Source organism: Pseudomonas triticicola, from assembly GCF_019145375.1.
GTDB classification, from domain to species: Bacteria; Pseudomonadota; Gammaproteobacteria; order Pseudomonadales; family Pseudomonadaceae; genus Aquipseudomonas; species Aquipseudomonas triticicola.
Window position 1 is genome coordinate 4,016,325 of record NZ_JAHSTX010000001.1, and the last position, 18,664, is coordinate 4,034,988.

Consider the following 18,664-nt stretch of genomic DNA (forward strand, 5'->3'; position numbering starts at 1 on the left):
CACCAACGCGCGAAAGCGCATACCAAACCCCATCATTTAATTGGATTCCAATGCCAAAGCGGCACACCAGGCCTCGCCACGCGAGCCCTGGGCTAAAATTTTCAGCGAACGCCCGCTGTCTTGCGGGCTAATGGTAATGGTCAGGTCAGGCTTTGGCAAAAAGCCTGCACCTTTATCGGGCCATTCGATCAGGCACAGGGCATCGTCTTCGAAGTAGTCGCGGATGCCGAGAAACTCCAGCTCCTCGGGATCGACCAGACGATAGAGGTCGAAGTGGAAGGCACGAACGTCACCGATCTCGTAGGGCTCGACCAATGTGAAGGTCGGACTTTTTACCGCGCCGACATGCCCCAGCCCACGAATGATGCCCCGTGACAGGGTGGTTTTGCCCATACCCAGATTGCCTTCGAGAAAAATCAGGCCATGGCCCTGGGTGACGCGGGCGATTCGTGCGCCAAAGTCGCTCATCGCCTGTTCATCGGCCAGGTACAGGGTTACTTCAGACACGGTGCTTGCTCCTCCAACAACTGACGAATGGCTGGAATCAGATCACTGGCCGCCAGCCCACGGCCGAATTTGCCTTGTTGCATGCCGGCGTTGGCGTGCAGCCAGACGGCCAGGCATGCCGCATCGAACGCGCCCATGCCCTGGGCCAGCAATGCGCCGGTCAGACCGGCCAGCACATCGCCGAGCCCGCCCGTGGCCATCGCCGGATGGCCCTGATGACAGAGGGCCAGACGCCCGTCTGGATGGGCAATCAGACTGCCGGCACCTTTCAGAACCACTACCGCTGAATACTTCTTGCTCAACGCCAGAGCAGCGGCCGGGCGATCGGCCTGCACTTCGGCGGTACTGATGCCAAGCAAGCGCGCCGCTTCACCCGGATGCGGGGTGATCACGCAATCCTTGGGCAACTGGACAAAATCGCTGGCCAGCAGGTTCAACGCGTCAGCGTCCCACACTTGCGGCAACGCAGCATTGGCGGCCGCCGACAACAGGGCACGGCCCCAACTGGCCTGACCGAGACCCGGTCCGACCACCAGCACCGAAACCTTTTCCAGCAGCCCCATCAGTTGATTGGCTGACGAGGTGCCGAGCGCCATCGCCTCCGGGACCCGAGTCAGCGCCGCCGGCACATGCTCTGGGCGAGTCGCCAGCGAGACCATGCCCGCGCCGCCGCGCAAGGCCATTTCCGTGCTGAGCAGAATCGCTCCGCCGAAACCGTGATCGCCGCCGATCAGCAACACGTGGCCAAAGCGGCCCTTGTGCGAGGTCGGCGCACGGGACGCAAGTGCTGGAAGATTAGCGGCACTCAGGCGTTGAGCGCAGACGGGAATGTCACTGGAAATTTCGTCGGTGGCTTGCAGATCGTTGAAGACCAGTTCGCCGATATGATCCGCCGCATCACCGGTCAACAGCCCGATCTTCATAGCAATGAATGTCACCGTCAGATCGGCGCGGACCGCGACGCCCAGTTCACGTCCGGTATCGGCACATAGCCCTGACGGAATATCGACCGCCGCTACCGGCAAACCGCAGGCGTTGATCGCCTTGATCGCCGATGCATAGGGCTCACGCACTTCGCCGCTCAGGCCAGTGCCGAGCAAGGCATCGAGGACGACACCGCGCAGCTCGCTTTGCCCCTGCCAGCCTTGCACCACAACACCAGCAGCCACCGATTCGCCATGGGCCAGTGCGGCATCGCCCTGCAAACGCTGCGGATCGCCGACGGCGAGAACCCGCACCGTCCAACCGGCCCGCAGCGCCAGCCCGGCCACCAGATAACCGTCGCCAGCGTTGTTGCCGTGCCCGGCGAGCACGGTCAGTTCGTTCGCTGCCGGCCACTTGCGCACCAGTGCGCGCCATGTCGCGCGGGCGGCGCGCTGCATCAATTCGAAGCCCGGGGTGCCGGCGGCGATCAGCCGCGCGTCGAGTTCGCGCACCTGCGCGGCGCGGTACAGCGCGTCGGGTAATTCATCTTTCGTCTGCGGCATGCGTCTTCGGGCTCCGATGTCTGGCAGAATTATACGCACCTCAGCTCCGGTTTCTCTCGCCTCATGTCCGCCATCACCACAGACCTGCCCGCCCTCGCCCAATCGATCAAGGATTGGGGCCGCGAGCTGGGCTTCCAGCAAGTCGGCATCAGCGGTCTGGACCTGGCCGAGCACGAGCAGCATCTGCAACGCTGGCTCGACGCCGGCTATCACGGCGAAATGGACTACATGGGCGCCCATGGCAGCAAACGCTCGCACCCGGAAGAACTGGTGCCGGGCACGTTGCGCGTGGTTTCGCTGCGCATGGACTACCTGCCAGGCGATACCGAAATGGCCAAACGCCTGGCTGAACCGGAAAAGGCTTACGTGTCGCGTTATGCCTTGGGCCGCGATTACCACAAATTGATCCGTAAACGTGTTCAGCAATTAGCGGACAAGATTCAGGCGGAGATCGGACCGTTCGGTTTTCGTGCATTTGTCGACAGCGCGCCGGTGCTGGAAAAAGCCATCTCCGAACAGGCCGGGCTGGGCTGGATCGGCAAAAACACCCTGGTCCTCAACCGCAAGGCCGGCAGTTACTTCTTCCTCAGTGAGCTGTTCGTCGACCTGCCGCTACCGGTGGACGAGCCGCACAGCACCGAACATTGCGGGCGCTGCACCGCTTGTCTGGATATCTGCCCGACCAACGCCTTCGTCGGCCCCTATGTGCTGGACGCCCGGCGCTGCATTTCCTATTTGACCATTGAGCTGAAAACCGCGATTCCCGAAGAATTGCGGCCGTTGATAGGCAATCGGGTGTTTGGCTGCGATGACTGCCAGATCGTCTGTCCGTGGAACCGCTTCGCCCGGCCGACCGGGGAAAACGATTTCAAGCCACGGCACAATCTGGATAACGCACAGTTGGCCGAGTTGTTTTTGTGGGATGAAGATAAGTTTCTAAGCAGCACCGAAGGTTCGCCATTGCGGCGCGCCGGGTATGAGCGCTGGTTGCGCAATCTGGCGGTGGGGCTGGGAAATGCGCCTTCAACGATTCCGGTGCTGGAAGCGTTGAAGGCGCGACGGGATTATCCGTCAGAGTTGGTCAAAGAACATGTGGAGTGGGCGTTAAGCCAGCATTCGGCTTTGATCCATACCCATGCCACTACATTGCCAACGGACGGAACGGGTGACCCGTAGACTCTGCTACGAAAACGGGTCCGCCCCGCTAATCACCATTGCGGGTCGTGAGTGCCGACTTGCTTGATGATGATTTGTTTGGTGTTGTCATTCACCAGAAAAAAAGCACGGTGTCCATACGTCACACGCATGTGTGCATGCATGAACCCCTTATGCTCACCATTGGGCTTGAAGTTGTTGTAGTTGGGATAGTTCTCGTACAGGCCCGTGGGAAAAACCTTGGCTGCTTCTCGAGGATGCGTATTGTGGTTAATGATCTCTGCCTTGTACTCGTAGTACTTGGCAAGCTGTGCTTTTCCACGTTTTCCCTCATCGAGATAATTGTGACCGGCAAAATCTTCAATAACCGTCCAGTTTGCTGGCGGCTCCGCCTCAGCAGCAGCTGCTCCGGCTTTGCTTGATTTGGAAAACTCTTTTTTGAAAGGCATGCCGAACGTCGCGTATTCCTTTTCAACGATCCTGACTGGCGGCTCGTCAGCCAGTTTCACAAGATACGGGCGCGGCTTCAGTGTTTGCGCGACTGCGTGTCGAACCGCCAGTGCACCCGCAGCAGCCGACGCAATACCCAGTCCCATACTTACCCAGCCGAGTATTTCGCCTACCCGCGACTGCGGGTCATACGCATAGGCAATCTCGCTGCCAACGGCAGTCACCCCTGAAGCGACGCCCAACCCCATTGCCAACAGGGCTAATGGCGTAGCAGCACCGAGGGTCACGATACTCGCGACAATCCCGATAACCCCCAGCGCAATCCCCGCAATCGACTGCCAGGAAATATGTCCCGTAGGGTCAATGCGGTTGACCGGATCACCCAGGCAGTATGCATAGGCATTCAAACCGCCCGCACCAAACGGACTCATGCTGTCGGGACTGGTGAACCGCATCAGGGTCGGGCTGTAGGCCCGATAACCGTTGCCGAGCAGGTACAGACCTGTGACTGCATCCAGTTGCTCGCCATTGAACCCCGCCAGGCTGAACAACGCGCCTTCGGCAGGACGATGCCCATAAGGGCTGTAGGCATTATCTTCCCATTGCTCCCCGTGTAACTGTGTCAGCACTGTTTGCTGTTGATCCGCCCCGAAGATCCGGCTGCCGACGTTAGCCCCGAATTGCTGTTGCCCCAGTATCAGGCCACCATCGCGCACGACACTGCGCGAATCCGCGCCACGAATTTCGCTACTGACTGCCGAGTCGTGATAGTAGCGCTGCACATCCGGCATGCGCGGTTGCGACAGTTCAACGACTCGGTCAAAACCGTCGTAATGGAAACCACGCACCACATCCCCGCGTGCATTGCTCACCTGAGTCAGCCGACCGAAGGCGTCATAAGCCAAAGTGCGCGTCTGATCGTCCTTGATTATTCGACCGTTGGCGTCGTACTCCAGGGTGACCGGCGCGGGATAGTCAGCATGGGAGTGCATTACCCCAATAAGCTGCGCCGGATCGATTTCGCTGAAACTGAAGGTCGTTACGTTGACACCTTGGGGAAAGGTGGTTTGCAGCGTCAGGATGTTGTCCTGCGCGTCGAAGGTAAATATTTGCTGAGCAATCTCCTTTCCGTACGGATCCCGTGGCCGCTGGCTGCCATCACAGTCGTACTGTTTGAGGCGCCCGCGCACGTCGTAAGTGAAACGCTCGTCACGCAGCACGAAAGCGCCGCGCCTCAAAACCTTCTGCGCCAGTTTACCTGCCACGGTGTAGCTGGAGCTCAGCGTCTGAGTGGGCAAACCGCTGACTTCAAAACTTCGTTTTGTTTCACGCCCTATATCGTCGTAGGTCAGACGCGTCGTCAACAGGCGCTTGGTCGAAGTATCGCGTGTTTCGATCCTCTCCAGCAGGCCGCGTTTGTCATAGAAATAATCAGCCTGCACCGCACCTTGCTTGAATGAGGTTCTTCGCCCCCAGTTGTCGTACTGGGTCTGGTGCTTTGTACCGAGCACATCCATGTAGGTAAGGGGCAAACCGGCGAAAGAATAGGTATGGGAAACCGTCTTGCGCTGTTCGCCGAATTGGCTGGTTTCCGACTTCAGGCGTCCAGAGGGGAAATACTCGAAATGACGCTCGCGACCTTGTTCGATGCAGCTCTTGGTTTTTCCGTTCTGGACATCGTAGGTGAATCGGGTGGTCAACCCGTTATCTTCCCCCTCGGTCACTGCTTTGCGCTCAGTCAACACCCCGCCCAGCTCAGGGGCATGGACGAACTCGATCTTCTGACCCGCTGCATCTGTGGAGGACTTGGGTAGGCTGCGCCCGGCCTCGTAACTGGCGACCGACTTACGCCCCCCCACAGTAATCTCGGTCACACGGTTCAAACCATCGAACCTCTGTTGTCCCAGTGGCAAACCCGCCACTTTGATTTCAACCGGCAGCTCACCAGTGCTATGGGCGGCAAATGTGGTTTCCACGGCATGGCCGTCCGGCAGAACACTGCGAACCATCCGGTCGAACGCATCATATTCGTAGCGAGTGATGTTGCCGGCGGGATCGGTCTGACTCAAGGTTCGGCCCAAACCGTCATATTTATAAACGGTTTTACCCAGGCTTTGATCCTTGAGATCGAACATCTCGACGCTGTCCGGCTTACCGAAAGCATTGACGGCGACAACTGTCTTGCCCATGCCCTGCTGCCAGTTTTGCTGCTGGCGGCTGATCGGGTCGAACACACTATGCTCGATGCGCCCATCGCCATGGCGGGTCTCCGTGACCTGCCCCCAATTGTCGTAAGAAAACTCCGTCTTGACCTCACGCAGAAGGCCTTCCCACCAATCGCTGTGAATGACCTCCACGGGCCGTCCCGACTGGTCATGAAACGCGCTGTAGACCGTGCGCATCGGGCAGTTGCCATGCGTGTCGGGGTTGTCGCAATCCTTTTCCTGAATCGCCATGATGCGGCCCAGACCATCGTATTTGGCGATTTGCATACCACCTGACGAGTCTGTCGTGGTCATCCTCGCAGGCTTGTTATCTTTGGCAGCCTCATAGTTCCAATGAGTAGAGGAGGCATACGCCGTACCGGCTGCGAGTGTCTTGCGCAGACGGCGGCCAAGCTTGTCGTATTCGTACTCGATAACGCGGTCGTCAGCATCTCGCTCCGACACTATCAGTCCATTCAGGGTCGAGAGCGTTTGCTCACTCGAACTGGTGGTGTTGTCAAAACCGTGCACGGTTTTTTTCAGCACCAGCCTGCTACCGTCTAATACATACGAGTACTCGATGCGAGTTGTCGTGGCGTTGCGGACCACGCTTTGCTGTAGCAATAATCCGTGCCTGGCAGGGTCCTTGGGTGTATTGAGATAAGTCAGGTCGACTTGGGAGCGAAGAATCTCACTTCCATCCACCAGTTCGAAAAACTCCTCCTGGATGGGCACCACATTAGCGTGCGTCGCACCTTCGAGTGCGGGATGCAAAGCGTATCGATAGCGGGTAACGGTAGAGGCACCGCCGCCAACCGCAGGCACTACGGTCTTCTGCTTCAGAAAGCGGACAAACCCTAGGGGATCTTTCGGGCAGTCTTTTGATTCGGAGTTTGGGTAGTATTCAAACTGCGTGGTCAGCCCGTTGGCACTCACTTGCTTGACAAGGTTGCCGACAGAGTCGAATTCAGTGGTGGATACCTCGGTGCGCTTTTTTTTGGTCGTGCGGTTTTCATAACTGAGTGTAAGGGACTTGGGCATCCTGAATTGCGGGTCCTGCTCAGTAAACGGCTTGGTGACGTTACAGTGATATTCGGTAGCAGCCGCCGTCACCGCATTACCACACTGCGTCACTTCAGAGACCAACAGATGAAATTTGTTGTAAGTGCGTTTGGTGTGAGTATGGAGCTTACTCCCCACAATCAACTGTTCAGTGGAGCTGTACTGATATTTCGCCTGTGCACGGTAAAGCAGGTCAATGTCATCCTTGCTATCCGCTTCTACACCATAGCCCAGGTAGTTTGGTTCCGAGTAGGTATAGGTCTTGATTATTTTTCGCTGTCCTTGCTTGGCAAAAATATCATGCGCTATCACGTACGGCACGCGTTGCATTCCACCAGGAAGCAAGTGGCCATCGCGCTTGTAGCGAATGATTTCAACGGTCCCGAGAGGCGACTCCACACGACTGACATAATTAATACCGTCAATGATTTCGTACTGGAGATCCCAGCGCCCGCCGACCGGTAAGGCAATGGTGGTGACACGATCATTACTGAATGTCAGCGAGAACTCTGTGCTTTCCAGCATGCCGGGATTCTGCGTCAACGTAAGCTTGCCAGCAGTACCGCTGACCTTGAGCAGTACTCTTTTTGCGTCCCTTATCTCAACGAGTCTTGGTTGCTCATTGAACAAGGCATACTTCAAAGCGATGCTTGCGCCGTTCGCAGCGATAATTTTCTTGGGCACCGCGATCTGGGTGGCACCAAAAACCTCAAGCTCTTCTCGCCGACCATCCTTGTAGTGGACGGCATACTGCCCGACACCCGTTTTCAGAACCTTGGCGCTCTCCAGCTTCATTTCCTTAAAAAATAAAGCCTTAGAAGTTTCAGAGGCTTTATAGGTCTCACCGTTGGCCAGCGTCATGACCTTACTGCGCAAGTCATAACGACTGGTCGCCAGCGACCACCCTGAGCCATAACCTGCGTTACGCGTGTCAATAGGGTTGAAGCCCAGCGAAAGATTGAATGATGGTCCGTTAAGGTCGGTAGAGCGAATGGCACCTAGTGTCAGAGCCAAGGTATATATCCCCGTGCGGGGATCTACGCCACCAGCGACAAATCCGCCGAAATTGAATGCATTGGAACGCACTGAATCAGTAGCTTGACTGTTCATGGATAACTCCCTGTCATTTTCAAAAAAAGCACACCAGCTAGCGCCCCGCTTACTTTGCACAGAACAACGAACACGGGGGAATCGCAAAACTTGTCAACTCAATGTATAAGAGCGAGTAGCAATATCAGGATTGACACGAACTCTGTGCTCGGTACCGTATTCATCAAAAACCTGCAGACTCAATTGAGCCGTACGACCAGGTTTGTTCGGATAGTCTTGTGTCAAATGGCTAAGTATCGATATGACCCCAGGATCCTGAGCCAAAGAGCGAAATCCTTTTGAAGTGCGGGCGGTGACTTGCACACCATAGATCGGCCCAATAAAACCAACATAACTTCTCATCCCATGAGATACATTGAGGGCATTACCCGATGAGAAAAATTCGGTTGCAAACTCTTCGTCGTATCTGGTGTCGAAACTCGTCCAATCCAGCAAATTGATCTGCCGTCCTTCCGCATGTAAAGAGAGACTGTGTAATTCGGTTCGTTCAAAAAGGCTGGGCAGATCAAGAACTCTGGTTTTTTTTATCATGAAATTCGCGATTGGATACTGCTTGGGGGCGATCGCCTCCAGGGTAACGCTACTGTCATAGCCGTTCCGGCCATCGCTTCGATATGTTACGCCTTGCAATGTGATTTCAGCGGCAATCTGAATCGAACCCGGTCGATTGCTGGTGACCCAAAATTCAAAAATCTGCACACGTTCCGATGGACCCGATATCCGGTTATCAGGCGCTGGCACTAGCGGAAAAACGCGGGATGCGCCACCTGACATATCGTGCGCGTAACGGTTCTCCTGAGTTCCGACACTCCAGCTACCCCCCAATGGTGCGGAGGTGTCATAGCCGATCAGCTTGAGAGTCTCAAGGGCCGGATGCCCATAGAGCGACACCTCCTCAGCATTCGAATTTTCTCCCGAAATTAGCACCAATACCCTGACTTGCATACGACCGTTGGCGTAAAGCGCCTTATGCCGAATTGTTGAAGTGTCGAGCGTTACTTGAAACCGCTGAATACTCAAATCTTGCTCAAACATATAAAACCCTTTAACCAATTTATTTACGCAGCACGACAGCGCTGCTTGAACCGGTATTAATACACGCACTAAACACAAATAAAACAAGCGCTTTATTTCCACTTGTAATGATTAAAAACGCCCCGAATAACACAAACCGAAAAAACTTAGTCAGAGCCAGAAAATAATCTCAACACCGAAACCAACCAAACAGCCAACACAATGCAACACCGAAAACCTTCACACACAAAAAAGCCCACTCACACGAAACCGTTTGCAAAACGCGACTGAAAGTGGACTTTGTTAATATTGTCAATTGTTACTGGAAGGTGATTATCACGTCAGAAAAACTTCAACCCTCGTCACTATCAGACCCTACACCGCTGTCCGAAAATTCGGAAAGCTCGAAAATCTCATCAAACACCTGTTCCTGAGTCCTGATATCGATTTCGCTATCCATACTGGTGTTCTGGAGATAGTCATTGATACGCAATAGTGCTACCTGGCTTAACGGATTACCCCTCAGATCGACATACGTGTCTTGGGTATCCGGGATCTCAAAAAAATCATCCCCGACATCAACAATATTGTTATCGCGTAAATCAAGAATTTTCAGTCTACTCAATTGCTCTACACCGCCAGGAATACCGGTCAGCCCCGAGTTAGCCAGATACAACTCTTTCATCTGACGCATGAATCCCAGATGAAGAGCGACACCCAACGGGTTTCCATCAAGCCTTAACAGTGTCAGCGTTTCAATTCTCGAAAGCCCCTCCGCATCATTTTCGGACAGTCTCAGTGAGCAATCTTTCAAGATCAGGTGTTGCAAGCCACGCATCTGAAAAATGCCCGGAGCGAATCGATCCATGCGCACGTTTTCAAGGACCAGATAAGCCAGGTTGGGGAAGCTGTCGAGAAACCTACCCAATTTCACACCTGGATTGCGCGCCTCCAGCCCCAGCCCGGCCACATGCTCGAATCTGGCGCTCATTTGCGGCAACTCGTCGGTGAAATCGATAAATGAATCGAAGCTTTCATCTGCTACGCCGTCAACTGAAAGCAGCTTTTGCTGCCAAGTGGATTGCAGTTTTTCGCTAAACCTCTGACGCAACCGCGATTGCTCAGCAAACGCCTCGGCGCTCCATTCCACTCCCTTTGATGGATGTGGAGGCACCTCAGCGCGCCACACTTCCAATTCATGACGCAGCGTGGCGAACTCATTTTCCAGACGACTTAAAACTCCAGAGGGGTCGTGCTGTAAACGCTTGTGGATAAAAGCAGCCACGTCTTCATCCGAAATTTCTGGATGAAGATCACGCACGCGACGTTCGAAAGACTTTGGCGATTCAGGCCTGACGTCGGCTCCGCCGCGCAATAGCCCTTCTTGCCGGCCTTGCGTTCTGGCAGCGTTGACGGTGGCTGGTAGCGGTGCCAGGCGCAGCACTTCACTCACCACTCGCCGCGATGGTGAAGGCTGACTACGGATTAATTTTTGCAGCGCCTGGGCAGCGTCGTCCGAGATGCCGAGCGATTGGCGATGTACTGGCAACAACAGGGTCCAGAGTGTCGTATACAGATTTTGCGCACCCAGAACGGACGGCGGGCCGCCGCTTGCAACGATGTAACCATCATCATGACGAATCAGCAGGTGACGATCCGATGACCGGGCATCGCCGATCGCCGCAAAGACGTCTCCGTCAATCGCACCCTGGCGAATCTCGATACGAATCTGGTGGGGCCAATCCACGAGATCTCCGATCATATGCAGCACTAACCGATCACTGTCGGGATTGACTACCGCCTCCAAATAAATGCCTTCCACGGCCCTTGCCAAGCGTACTTCTCGCAGAGCCAATAGAGCCTCTAGCGCCACTCTCTGTGGGATGCCCGGTTGGTTATGCATATGCAAACGCTCGGCAGCACTGGTATTACGCCATATCGCTCGTGCAGCGGTTTTCGGTAGATCAGGAAATACCCGGCGCATCCGCAAAGTATCTTCATCACAATCGGACTCGAACGCATCCTCAACGTCCTTGAAGCGCGTGAAACTCTCAGGGGCTACCCGGCCCTCCGCCTGTACTTGCTGATCAAGTTCGAATCGCCTGAGGGTGTCCTCCAACAAAAAAGGCACAGGGCGATCATGCGCAATCACATCGCGCAGCACTGCTTCGTTGACCCCGCTCACTGCCAGCATGCGTACAACCGTGGTGTCGGAAAGCTGCGCAACGGAGCGTCCCGATCGGCGAAAAAGTTCTGCGGCCTGCGCTGCAATTAAATCGGAGATATTAAAACCGTCACTCTCCACTGCAACCCAGAACCGACCCTCGCTGTCAGGCCTCAACAGCGGACCGGAAGGATGCAATTCTCTGGCATGTGTGGCGCGAAACAGGCCACTTTCGGCGTCTCGGACCACTTGTACGATGTGATTATCAGCGACGGCAACATACTGACGCTGCTTCATGATTCTGATACCCCCTGCAACGGTCTCGTCGAGACGCTCCTGCGTAGGTATCCAGTAGCTCTCCAGCGAATTCCCTGCGGAAACACTTGCGAACTCGTCAATGGTGGAATATTTCGGGCTCGTGCTCAGACTGATGACCGGCATCACTGCCAGCGAATCTGAAGAAGATGGCGAAGTCAAAGGTCCCTGATGGTGTGCAATAGTCAAATGCGCCGCTGTCAAAGACGAAGACAGGAGTCGGGGGGAGCCGTCCCTGCTGGAATCGGGGGGTCTGGATGGGGCAGATACAGGTTTGATTTTCGGCGGTTTGCCAGTCATGGAAGCTCATCCTTGAGGAGTGGTTACGCTGGCCACCCATAGCTGCGTGGCCACCGCAGGACATCAGAAAGAGCACTTTCGTGCACATGCCTGATCATCGGACATGGCAGCTTAACTGCGGCCGCCATGCCAAACGCATATACAGCTACTACATCCAACGACATTGCATCATCGGATGATGAAACTCAGCCTCGCTGAAGAGACAAATTGCGCTCGTAAAAATTCACGCGAATCGCCAATTTATGCCCGGTACCATATTCATCGATAGCGATAAAGTAGAGGACATTTCCATATTTTTGCGCACCGGTATTTTCCGAGTATTCGGATAACGCCTGGACAATAGTCAGCTCCCCGTCGCTTTGAGTATTCACTTTGTAATGCTTGTGATTCCATGTTTGTGCATCGCCGGTGAAAGCATATACAAACGGATCACCCCTATCAGGCAAGGTGACGGTCACACTGGTTTTTTCGGGACGGACGAAAATGCACTTCATATAATTTGTTTTTATTTCGTTAAGCCTGTTCCCCCCCGCAAAATCGAGATTTTCGCCCTCTTCTGCCCCTTCGACAACCCAATCGACCAGGCGGATTTGCTTCCCGTCCGGGTACAGCCCCAGATGGTACTTCCAGATACGATTACCCGGTGACTCATTACCAATCCTGTTCTGATACAACTGAAAGACTGAATATGTCTCAGGCTTTTCAGCCGCTAGAGTCACGCTGCTGTAATGAACACTGGCAGGGGTGGTTCCGTTGCTCAAGATCCTCTCCCCGTTGAGAGACAGGCGCGCACCGACTTCAGTCGTTCCGGCGCTTGACGAGGAAACCCAGAACGTACGCACCTGTGGATGAACGCTGTCATTCTCAAGATCATCATCGTACCTGTCCAAGGCATCCGGTGCAGGCCGAGCCTCACGCGTAAACCGCCCTTGGGCTGCGCTCGCGGCCCAACCATTGCGCAAGGTCTTGCCGGTCGCGTAATGAATAAGCTGGATGCTTTCCATTACATCTTCCGGTACATGTACAGCGTTGCCGTCGGCGTCTACTCCGGCAACGAGCACCTGAACTTTAACTTGCATCCGCCCATTAGCGAAAAGTGCCCGGCTTTGAGTATTATCACTGGCGTCAAACTTTACCTTCAGACTGGACAACCCCACAAGAACAGGCGAAGTGCTTTGTTGATTACCTGTAGCGTCCATGCTTTCACTCATAATACAGCCCTCTGTGAGAATATAATTGATAGTGACATCGAAAACATGCCAGTAAAAAAAGTTACATACCCACCAAGAAAATATCAAAGTGAAAAGTGTAAGAAATATGCGCGCGCCAGCCGCCAGCAACTCATATGTCTCTAAGCCGGCTGCAAATACACCAATTCAAGAATGATCAATGTTCGTCGTTATAGACGAACTTCGGCATTTCCCAATGGAAACGGATGGCCAGCAGACGTAACAGGAACCCGCCAAACAAAGTGATCAGGATAGCTTGTTCGCCCGGCACATTTATATAAAGACAAAACATGTAGCACCATGCCGCAGCGAATGAAACACTGGCATAAAGTTCGCGGCGAAAGATCAGCGGAATGTCGTTGCAGAAGATGTCGCGCAGGATGCCGCCGAACACACCAGTGATAACGCCGCTGACCGATGCGACCAACATGCCGTGACCCATTTCCAGCGCCGTCATGCAACCGATCAAGGTGAATGCCACCAGCCCCACCGCGTCGAGCACCAGAAACAGCGAACGCAAATGACGCATCCAGCGTGCGGTGAACACGGTAAACATCGCCGCCACCGAGGTCAGCACCAGGTATTCGGGGTGTTTGACCCAGGTCAGCGGGTAGTGCCCGAGCAACACGTCGCGCACCGAACCGCCACCGAGCGCGGTTATGCAGGCGATCAGCACCACGCCGAACCAGTCCATGCCACGTCGTCCGGCGGACAGCGCGCCGGTCATGGCTTCGGCGGTGATGGCGATCAGATAGAGCATCAGCAACATGGTGGCAGTCCAGGCAGGAAGGCGCGCAGTCTAGCCATTTCAGCGTCGCACCAGAAGAGGGCGCGCCTCTCTCCAGCCAGCTCGCGTCCACATACGGCGCATCCCGCGTGGGAGCGAGCCTGCTCGCGAAAGCGTCTGGGCTGATGCCGCTGCCTCAGAACCTGATGAAGTGCTTGCGGTAGTGCTGCAGCTCGGCGATCGATTCGCGGATGTCATCCAGCGCCAGATGCGTGCTGCCCTTCTTGAAGCTGTCGCGCACATCCGGAGCCCAGCGCGCGGCCAGTTCCTTGAGCGTCGAGACGTCGAGGTTGCGATAGTGGAAGTAGCTTTCCAGCGCCTTCATGTGGGTATAAAGGAAGCGACGGTCCTGGCAGATGCTGTTGCCGCAGATCGGCGATTTGCCCTTCGGCACCCACTTTTCAAGGAAAGCAATGGTCTCAGCTTCTGCCTCAGCCATGCTGATGCGGCTGTCGCGTACACGCTGGGTCAGGCCGGAATTGCCGTGGGTGCGGGTGTTCCATTCGTCCATGCGCGCGAGCACTTCGTCGCTGTGATGGATGGCGATCACCGGGCCTTCGGCCAATGTATTGAGCTCACTGTCGGTGACGATGGTGGCCATTTCGATGATGACGTCGTTGTCCGGGTCCAGACCGGTCATTTCCAGGTCGATCCAGATCAGGTTCTGCGGGTTTTGCATATTCGGGCTCCTAGGCAATGCTGCGCAGTTTAGCCTAGGCCGGTGACCGGGCGTGCTAAACTCGCGGCCGTTTTACCTAATCGCTGCATTCTTCAGACGGAACACCCATGGCCAAACGCCAACTCAATCGTCGTCAAAACTGGCGCATCGAAAAGATTCAGGGCGAGCGCGCCGCACGCGCCGCCAAACGCGAGTCCTCGGCGGTCGAGGCCCTCGAGGGCGGCGACCTTGGCCCTGAGCAGCACGGCCTGGTGATCGCCCACTTCGGCGTGCAGGTCGAAGTCGAAGCTGTTGACGGCGAACTCGCCGGTCAAGTGTTCCGCTGCCACTTGCGCGCCAACCTGCCAGCGCTGGTCACCGGCGACAAAGTCGTCTGGCGCGCGGGCAACCAAGGCATTGGCGTGATCGTCGCGCAACTGCCGCGCAGCACCGAACTGTGCCGCCCTGATAGCCGTGGCCAGCTCAAACCGGTTGCTGCCAACGTCGACATGATCGTCATCGTGTTCGCGCCGCTGCCCGAGCCTCACGCCAACCTGATCGACCGCTATCTGGTCGCCGCCGAACATGCCGGCATCCGCCCGCTTTTGCTGCTGAACAAATTCGACCTGATCGACGAGCAGAACGCCCCGGCGCTGAACGCGTTGCTGGCGGTGTATCGCACGCTGGGTTATCCGGTGCTGGAAGTTTCGGCGCACCACGGCGATGGCATGGAACAGCTGCAAAAGCAGCTCGACGGGCGCATCAGCGTGTTCGTCGGCCAGTCCGGCGTCGGCAAGTCGTCGCTGGTCAACAGCCTGCTGCCGGAAGTCGAAACCCGCGTCGGTCCGTTGTCGGAATTGTCCGGTCAGGGCACGCACACCACCACCACTGCGCGGCTGTTCCACTTCCCCGGTGGCGGTGAACTGATCGACTCCCCGGGCATCCGCGAATTCGGTCTGGGCCACGTCAGCCGCGCCGACGTCGAAGCCGGTTTCATCGAGTTCGACGACCTGCTTGGCACTTGCCGCTTCCGCGACTGCAAGCACGATCGCGAACCGGGTTGTGCACTGCTCAAGGCGCTGGAAGATGGCCGCATCCAGCAGCAACGGATGAACAGCTATCGCTCGATCATCGCCAGCCTGCCTGAAAACGGCTATTAAACAGCCACGCCGGCAGTCCTACGCGATGGGCTGCCGGTTGTCGGACTGCATCTGACTCACCCTCTTCTCTTAAACGTCAGCTTCTTCTGTAGGCACTTGCGCGACTGCTTGCAGGACCTTTCTGTTTTGCCGCGCAGACCTTGTAGGCCTGAGCCAGCGGCCTACATTTTTTTCCTCCTTCGCTCACAGCGACCATCGAGGAAAGCCATGAAAAAACATCTTGTGTTCATCAGCCATTTGTCTCGCAGCGCCCGCCCGTGCAATACCCACAGAATCCCCGGCGCGATCCGCCTGCACAAGGCGGTGTGACCATGCGCAAGGGATTGTTCATTGGCATCAACGATTACACGCATATCGGCGGGCTCAGCGGTTGCTGCAACGACGCCATGGCCATGGCTTCGGTATTGAAAACCAACGCCAACGGCGACCCCAACTTCAAAAATGTCCTACTGACGTCTGCCGAGGATTACCTGAGCCGGGAAAAACTCGAAGATCAGATCCGCGAGTTGTTTTCCGGTGACTGCAACGTCGCGCTGCTGTATTTCGCCGGTCATGGCGGTTTCGATGCCGACACTGACGAAGGCATGTTGATACCCCAGGACTACCGCAACGCCAAGGACGGCATCCGCATCAGTGACATTCTCAACTGGGCGGACAAAACCACGCGGATCAAAAACAAAGTGATCATCCTCGACTGCTGCGAAAGCGGTTCGGCCGGAGAAGTCCGCGCCTTGCGCAGCGAGAGCAGCATGGTCAGCGAAGGCATGACCATCCTCACCGCCTGCAAAAAAGCCGAGCCGGCAATGGAGAGCGCGCAGCACGGCGTGTTCACCGGCCTGCTCCTGCAAGCGCTGCATGGCGGTGCGGCGAATATCCTCGGCAAAATCACCCCCGGCAGTCTGTATTCCTTCGTCGACAACGCCCTCGGCGCCTGGGAACAGCGCCCGGTGTTCAAGACCAATGTGTCGCAGTTCATTTCCCTACGCGAAGTCTCGCCGCTGATTCCCAAGGAGATCCTGCGCAAATTGCCGGACTGGTTCGCCGAAGCCGAATCGGTGTTCGCGCTCGACCCCAGCTATGAACCTACCGAAAAGGCTTTCGTGCCAAAGCACGGCGCGGTTTTCGCCCAGTTGCAAAAGTGCAACCGCCACAGCCTGATCGAACCGGTCGACGCCGAGCACATGTACTACGCCGCCATTCACTCGACCGGCTGCCGCCTGACGGCACTCGGCGCCTATTACCGCGAACTCGCCCTCAAAGGACATTTCTGATGCCAGTCTTTATCAGCTACCGCCACATGGATCGCGCCCATGCGATCGCCATCAACACCCGCCTGACTCAGGCGAAGATCAGGACTTACCTCGACGTGCTGGACCCGGAATCGCAGACCACCGACGACATCACTGGGGTCATTACCCGCAACATCACCGAGTGCACGCATCTGCTGGCGGTGGTATCGGAGAAGACTGCACTGTCGTGGTGGGTGCCGTTCGAGATTGGCGAGGCGACGATCAGCAATCGGCGAATCTGTACGTTCAAGACCGGGCCGGCACAACTGCCGATCTATCTGGACAAGTGGCCAAAGCTGAGCACGGCCAGCGATCTGGATCTCTTTATCGATGCGTATCGGGATGAGGTGTCGAACCAGCGCTCGATAACACTGGATTCGTTCAGCGACTCGGTCAAGGGTGCTTACAAGCGCGATGCGGAGATGTTTCATGAACAGTTGAAGAACCGGATTCGTCGCGGGTTCTAGAGTTTCGTTACTTTCGAAAAGCCCCTCACCCTAGCCCTCTCCCAGAGGGAGAGGGGACTGACCGAGGTGAATGTTCCGAGTACGCCGACCTGAAATACCGAGTCGAACTCGAATTCGAAAAGCACACAAATCGGCTCCCTTTCCCCCTCGCCCCCCTTGGGGGAGAGGGCTGGGGTGAGGGGGTTGCTCTTGGCAACGCACTAAATACAAAGCCGAAAATCAGCCGAAAAAAAACCGACATCACTGTCGGTTTCTTTTTTTAATCATTGCTTCGGCGCTGGCGCCGCCCCACCCGGCTCAGCCGGCTTCGGCGCAGCGTCATCAAACAGATTCAAGCGTTCGCGCAACTCATGAGCCGGCACCGGCTGCTTGTCCGCCGGCAAGGAATTCGGATCAACCGGGGCTGCCGGAGCAGCACCGTTCTGACCCTGATCCGCCGGTTTGGCCGCCTCGGGACCTTGCGCACCTTCAATCGCCGCCTGGGCTTTTTTGGTCAGCACGACAATGTCGATCCGGCGGTTGACCGGGTTGAACGGATTTTCCCGATCGAACAACGCCGACGAGGCATAACCGACCACCCGCGCCACCTGCGCGTCCGGATAGCTGCCGGCGACCAATGCGCGACGCGCGGCGTTGGCGCGGTTGGCCGAGAGTTCCCAGTTGCCGTAGTCGCCAGTACCGATGTACGGCTTGGCGTCGGTGTGGCCGCTGATGCTGATCTTGTTCGGCACCGCTTTGATGGTGTCGGCCATGGCCAGCAGGATGTCTTCGAAGTACGGTTTCAGGCGTGCGGACCCGGAGTCGAACATCGGCCGGTTCTCGGCGTCCATGATCTGGATGCGCAAGCCGTTCGGGGTGATTTCGAAGAGGATCTGATCCTTGAACTTCTGCAGTTGCGGGTTCTCGTCGACCTTGTTCTGCAGTTCTTGCAACAGCAGCTCGAGACGCTCCTTCTCGACCTGCTCGGCCATGCCTTCAACCTGATCGGTGTCGACCGTGACCTTGTCCGGTTGCGGCTGCGACTTCACTTCCGGGTTGAGGGTGTTTTCCGGCGCCAGGGTCGGTGTACCGCCGAGGTCGATGATGTACGGCGTGCCGCTTTCGGAGAAGCCGACCGGGTCCTTGAAATAACCGGCGATGGCGATCTTCTGTTCCGGCGTAGCAGTGGACAGCAGCCACAGCACCAGGAAGAACGCCATCATCGCCGTGGCAAAGTCGGCGAAGGCGATTTTCCACGCCCCGCCGTGGTGCCCGGCAGCAATGCGCTTGACGCGCTTGACGATGATCGGCTGATTATTTTCCATGA

General features: G+C 56.3%; 13 protein-coding genes. 4 read left to right on the plus strand and 9 right to left on the minus strand.

Going from position 1 to position 18,664, the window contains the following annotated elements; translation table 11 throughout:
* Positions 1-36: 36 nt before the first annotated feature.
* Together tsaE and KVG85_RS17770 are read right to left on the minus strand one after the other, a co-directional pair.
* Positions 37-507 (minus strand): tRNA (adenosine(37)-N6)-threonylcarbamoyltransferase complex ATPase subunit type 1 TsaE, encoded by a 471-nt coding sequence (tsaE, locus tag KVG85_RS17765; protein WP_041480731.1) that lies wholly within the window; start codon positions 505-507, stop codon positions 37-39.
* Entirely contained in the window at positions 495-1,994 is a 1,500-nt protein-coding gene (locus KVG85_RS17770; RefSeq protein WP_217864509.1) for an NAD(P)H-hydrate dehydratase, read from the minus strand. Before KVG85_RS17770 ends, tsaE begins: the two co-directional genes overlap by 13 nt.
* Before the next feature lie 63 nt (positions 1,995-2,057).
* Here KVG85_RS17770 and queG point away from each other — a divergent pair, with 63 nt between their 5' ends.
* The gene (gene queG / locus KVG85_RS17775; protein ID WP_217864510.1) at positions 2,058-3,170 is read left to right on the plus strand and encodes a tRNA epoxyqueuosine(34) reductase QueG; all 1,113 of its coding nucleotides are present in this window, start codon (positions 2,058-2,060) and stop codon (positions 3,168-3,170) included.
* Between the two features lie 32 nt (positions 3,171-3,202).
* On the opposite strand, the gene KVG85_RS17780 is transcribed toward queG, so the two are convergent.
* The 6 genes from KVG85_RS17780 to orn all read right to left on the minus strand — a co-directional run bounded on the left by KVG85_RS17780 (position 3,203) and on the right by orn (position 14,463).
* Positions 3,203-7,975, minus strand: a complete 4,773-nt coding sequence (locus KVG85_RS17780; protein ID WP_225926689.1) for an RHS repeat-associated core domain-containing protein — start codon at positions 7,973-7,975, stop codon at positions 3,203-3,205.
* 93 nt (positions 7,976-8,068) lie between these two features.
* Entirely contained in the window at positions 8,069-9,010 is a 942-nt protein-coding gene (locus KVG85_RS17785; RefSeq protein WP_217864511.1) for a hypothetical protein, read from the minus strand.
* A gap of 331 nt (positions 9,011-9,341) precedes the next feature.
* Positions 9,342-11,768 carry a leucine-rich repeat domain-containing protein gene (locus KVG85_RS17790; protein WP_217864512.1) on the minus strand — a complete coding sequence of 809 codons (2,427 nt, stop codon included), beginning with the start codon at positions 11,766-11,768 and terminating at the stop codon, positions 9,342-9,344.
* 185 nt (positions 11,769-11,953) lie between these two features.
* Positions 11,954-12,979: a hypothetical protein gene (locus tag KVG85_RS17795; protein ID WP_217864513.1), complete on the minus strand. Its 1,026-nt coding sequence runs from the start codon at positions 12,977-12,979 to the stop codon at positions 11,954-11,956.
* 175 nt (positions 12,980-13,154) lie between these two features.
* Positions 13,155-13,766, minus strand: coding sequence for a trimeric intracellular cation channel family protein (locus KVG85_RS17800; RefSeq protein ID WP_041480737.1), 612 nt, complete (start codon positions 13,764-13,766; stop codon positions 13,155-13,157).
* 154 nt (positions 13,767-13,920) lie between these two features.
* Positions 13,921-14,463, minus strand: a complete 543-nt coding sequence (gene orn / locus KVG85_RS17805; protein WP_217864514.1) for an oligoribonuclease — start codon at positions 14,461-14,463, stop codon at positions 13,921-13,923.
* Positions 14,464-14,570: 107 nt separating this feature from the next.
* Between orn and rsgA the strand changes: the two genes are divergently transcribed.
* The 3 genes from rsgA to KVG85_RS17820 all read left to right on the plus strand — a co-directional run bounded on the left by rsgA (position 14,571) and on the right by KVG85_RS17820 (position 17,358).
* Positions 14,571-15,602, plus strand: coding sequence for a small ribosomal subunit biogenesis GTPase RsgA (gene rsgA, locus KVG85_RS17810; RefSeq protein ID WP_024011360.1), 1,032 nt, complete (start codon positions 14,571-14,573; stop codon positions 15,600-15,602).
* A gap of 311 nt (positions 15,603-15,913) precedes the next feature.
* On the plus strand, positions 15,914-16,873 hold the full coding sequence (locus KVG85_RS17815; protein WP_217864515.1) for a caspase family protein: 960 nt from the start codon (positions 15,914-15,916) through the stop codon (positions 16,871-16,873).
* Positions 16,873-17,358 (plus strand): toll/interleukin-1 receptor domain-containing protein, encoded by a 486-nt coding sequence (locus KVG85_RS17820; protein WP_217864516.1) that lies wholly within the window; start codon positions 16,873-16,875, stop codon positions 17,356-17,358. Before KVG85_RS17815 ends, KVG85_RS17820 begins: the two co-directional genes overlap by 1 nt.
* Before the next feature lie 263 nt (positions 17,359-17,621).
* On the opposite strand, the gene motB is transcribed toward KVG85_RS17820, so the two are convergent.
* Positions 17,622-18,662 carry a flagellar motor protein MotB gene (gene motB, locus KVG85_RS17825; protein WP_217864517.1) on the minus strand — a complete coding sequence of 347 codons (1,041 nt, stop codon included), beginning with the start codon at positions 18,660-18,662 and terminating at the stop codon, positions 17,622-17,624.
* Positions 18,663-18,664 lie beyond the last annotated feature (2 nt).

Bases quoted from the DNA above. Each gene is read 5' to 3' on its own strand.
- KVG85_RS17770 (WP_217864509.1), bottom strand. From the start codon at position 1,994: ATGCCGCAGACGAAAGATGAATTACCCGACGCGCTGTACCGCGCCGCG.
- queG (WP_217864510.1), top strand. From the start codon at position 2,058: ATGTCCGCCATCACCACAGACCTGCCCGCCCTCGCCCAATCGATCAAG.
- KVG85_RS17780 (WP_225926689.1), bottom strand. From the start codon at position 7,975: ATGAACAGTCAAGCTACTGATTCAGTGCGTTCCAATGCATTCAATTTC.
- KVG85_RS17785 (WP_217864511.1), bottom strand. From the start codon at position 9,010: ATGTTTGAGCAAGATTTGAGTATTCAGCGGTTTCAAGTAACGCTCGAC.
- KVG85_RS17790 (WP_217864512.1), bottom strand. From the start codon at position 11,768: ATGACTGGCAAACCGCCGAAAATCAAACCTGTATCTGCCCCATCCAGA.
- KVG85_RS17795 (WP_217864513.1), bottom strand. From the start codon at position 12,979: ATGAGTGAAAGCATGGACGCTACAGGTAATCAACAAAGCACTTCGCCT.
- KVG85_RS17800 (WP_041480737.1), bottom strand. From the start codon at position 13,766: ATGTTGCTGATGCTCTATCTGATCGCCATCACCGCCGAAGCCATGACC.
- orn (WP_217864514.1), bottom strand. From the start codon at position 14,463: ATGCAAAACCCGCAGAACCTGATCTGGATCGACCTGGAAATGACCGGT.
- rsgA (WP_024011360.1), top strand. From the start codon at position 14,571: ATGGCCAAACGCCAACTCAATCGTCGTCAAAACTGGCGCATCGAAAAG.
- KVG85_RS17815 (WP_217864515.1), top strand. From the start codon at position 15,914: ATGCGCAAGGGATTGTTCATTGGCATCAACGATTACACGCATATCGGC.
- KVG85_RS17820 (WP_217864516.1), top strand. From the start codon at position 16,873: ATGCCAGTCTTTATCAGCTACCGCCACATGGATCGCGCCCATGCGATC.
- motB (WP_217864517.1), bottom strand. From the start codon at position 18,662: ATGGAAAATAATCAGCCGATCATCGTCAAGCGCGTCAAGCGCATTGCT.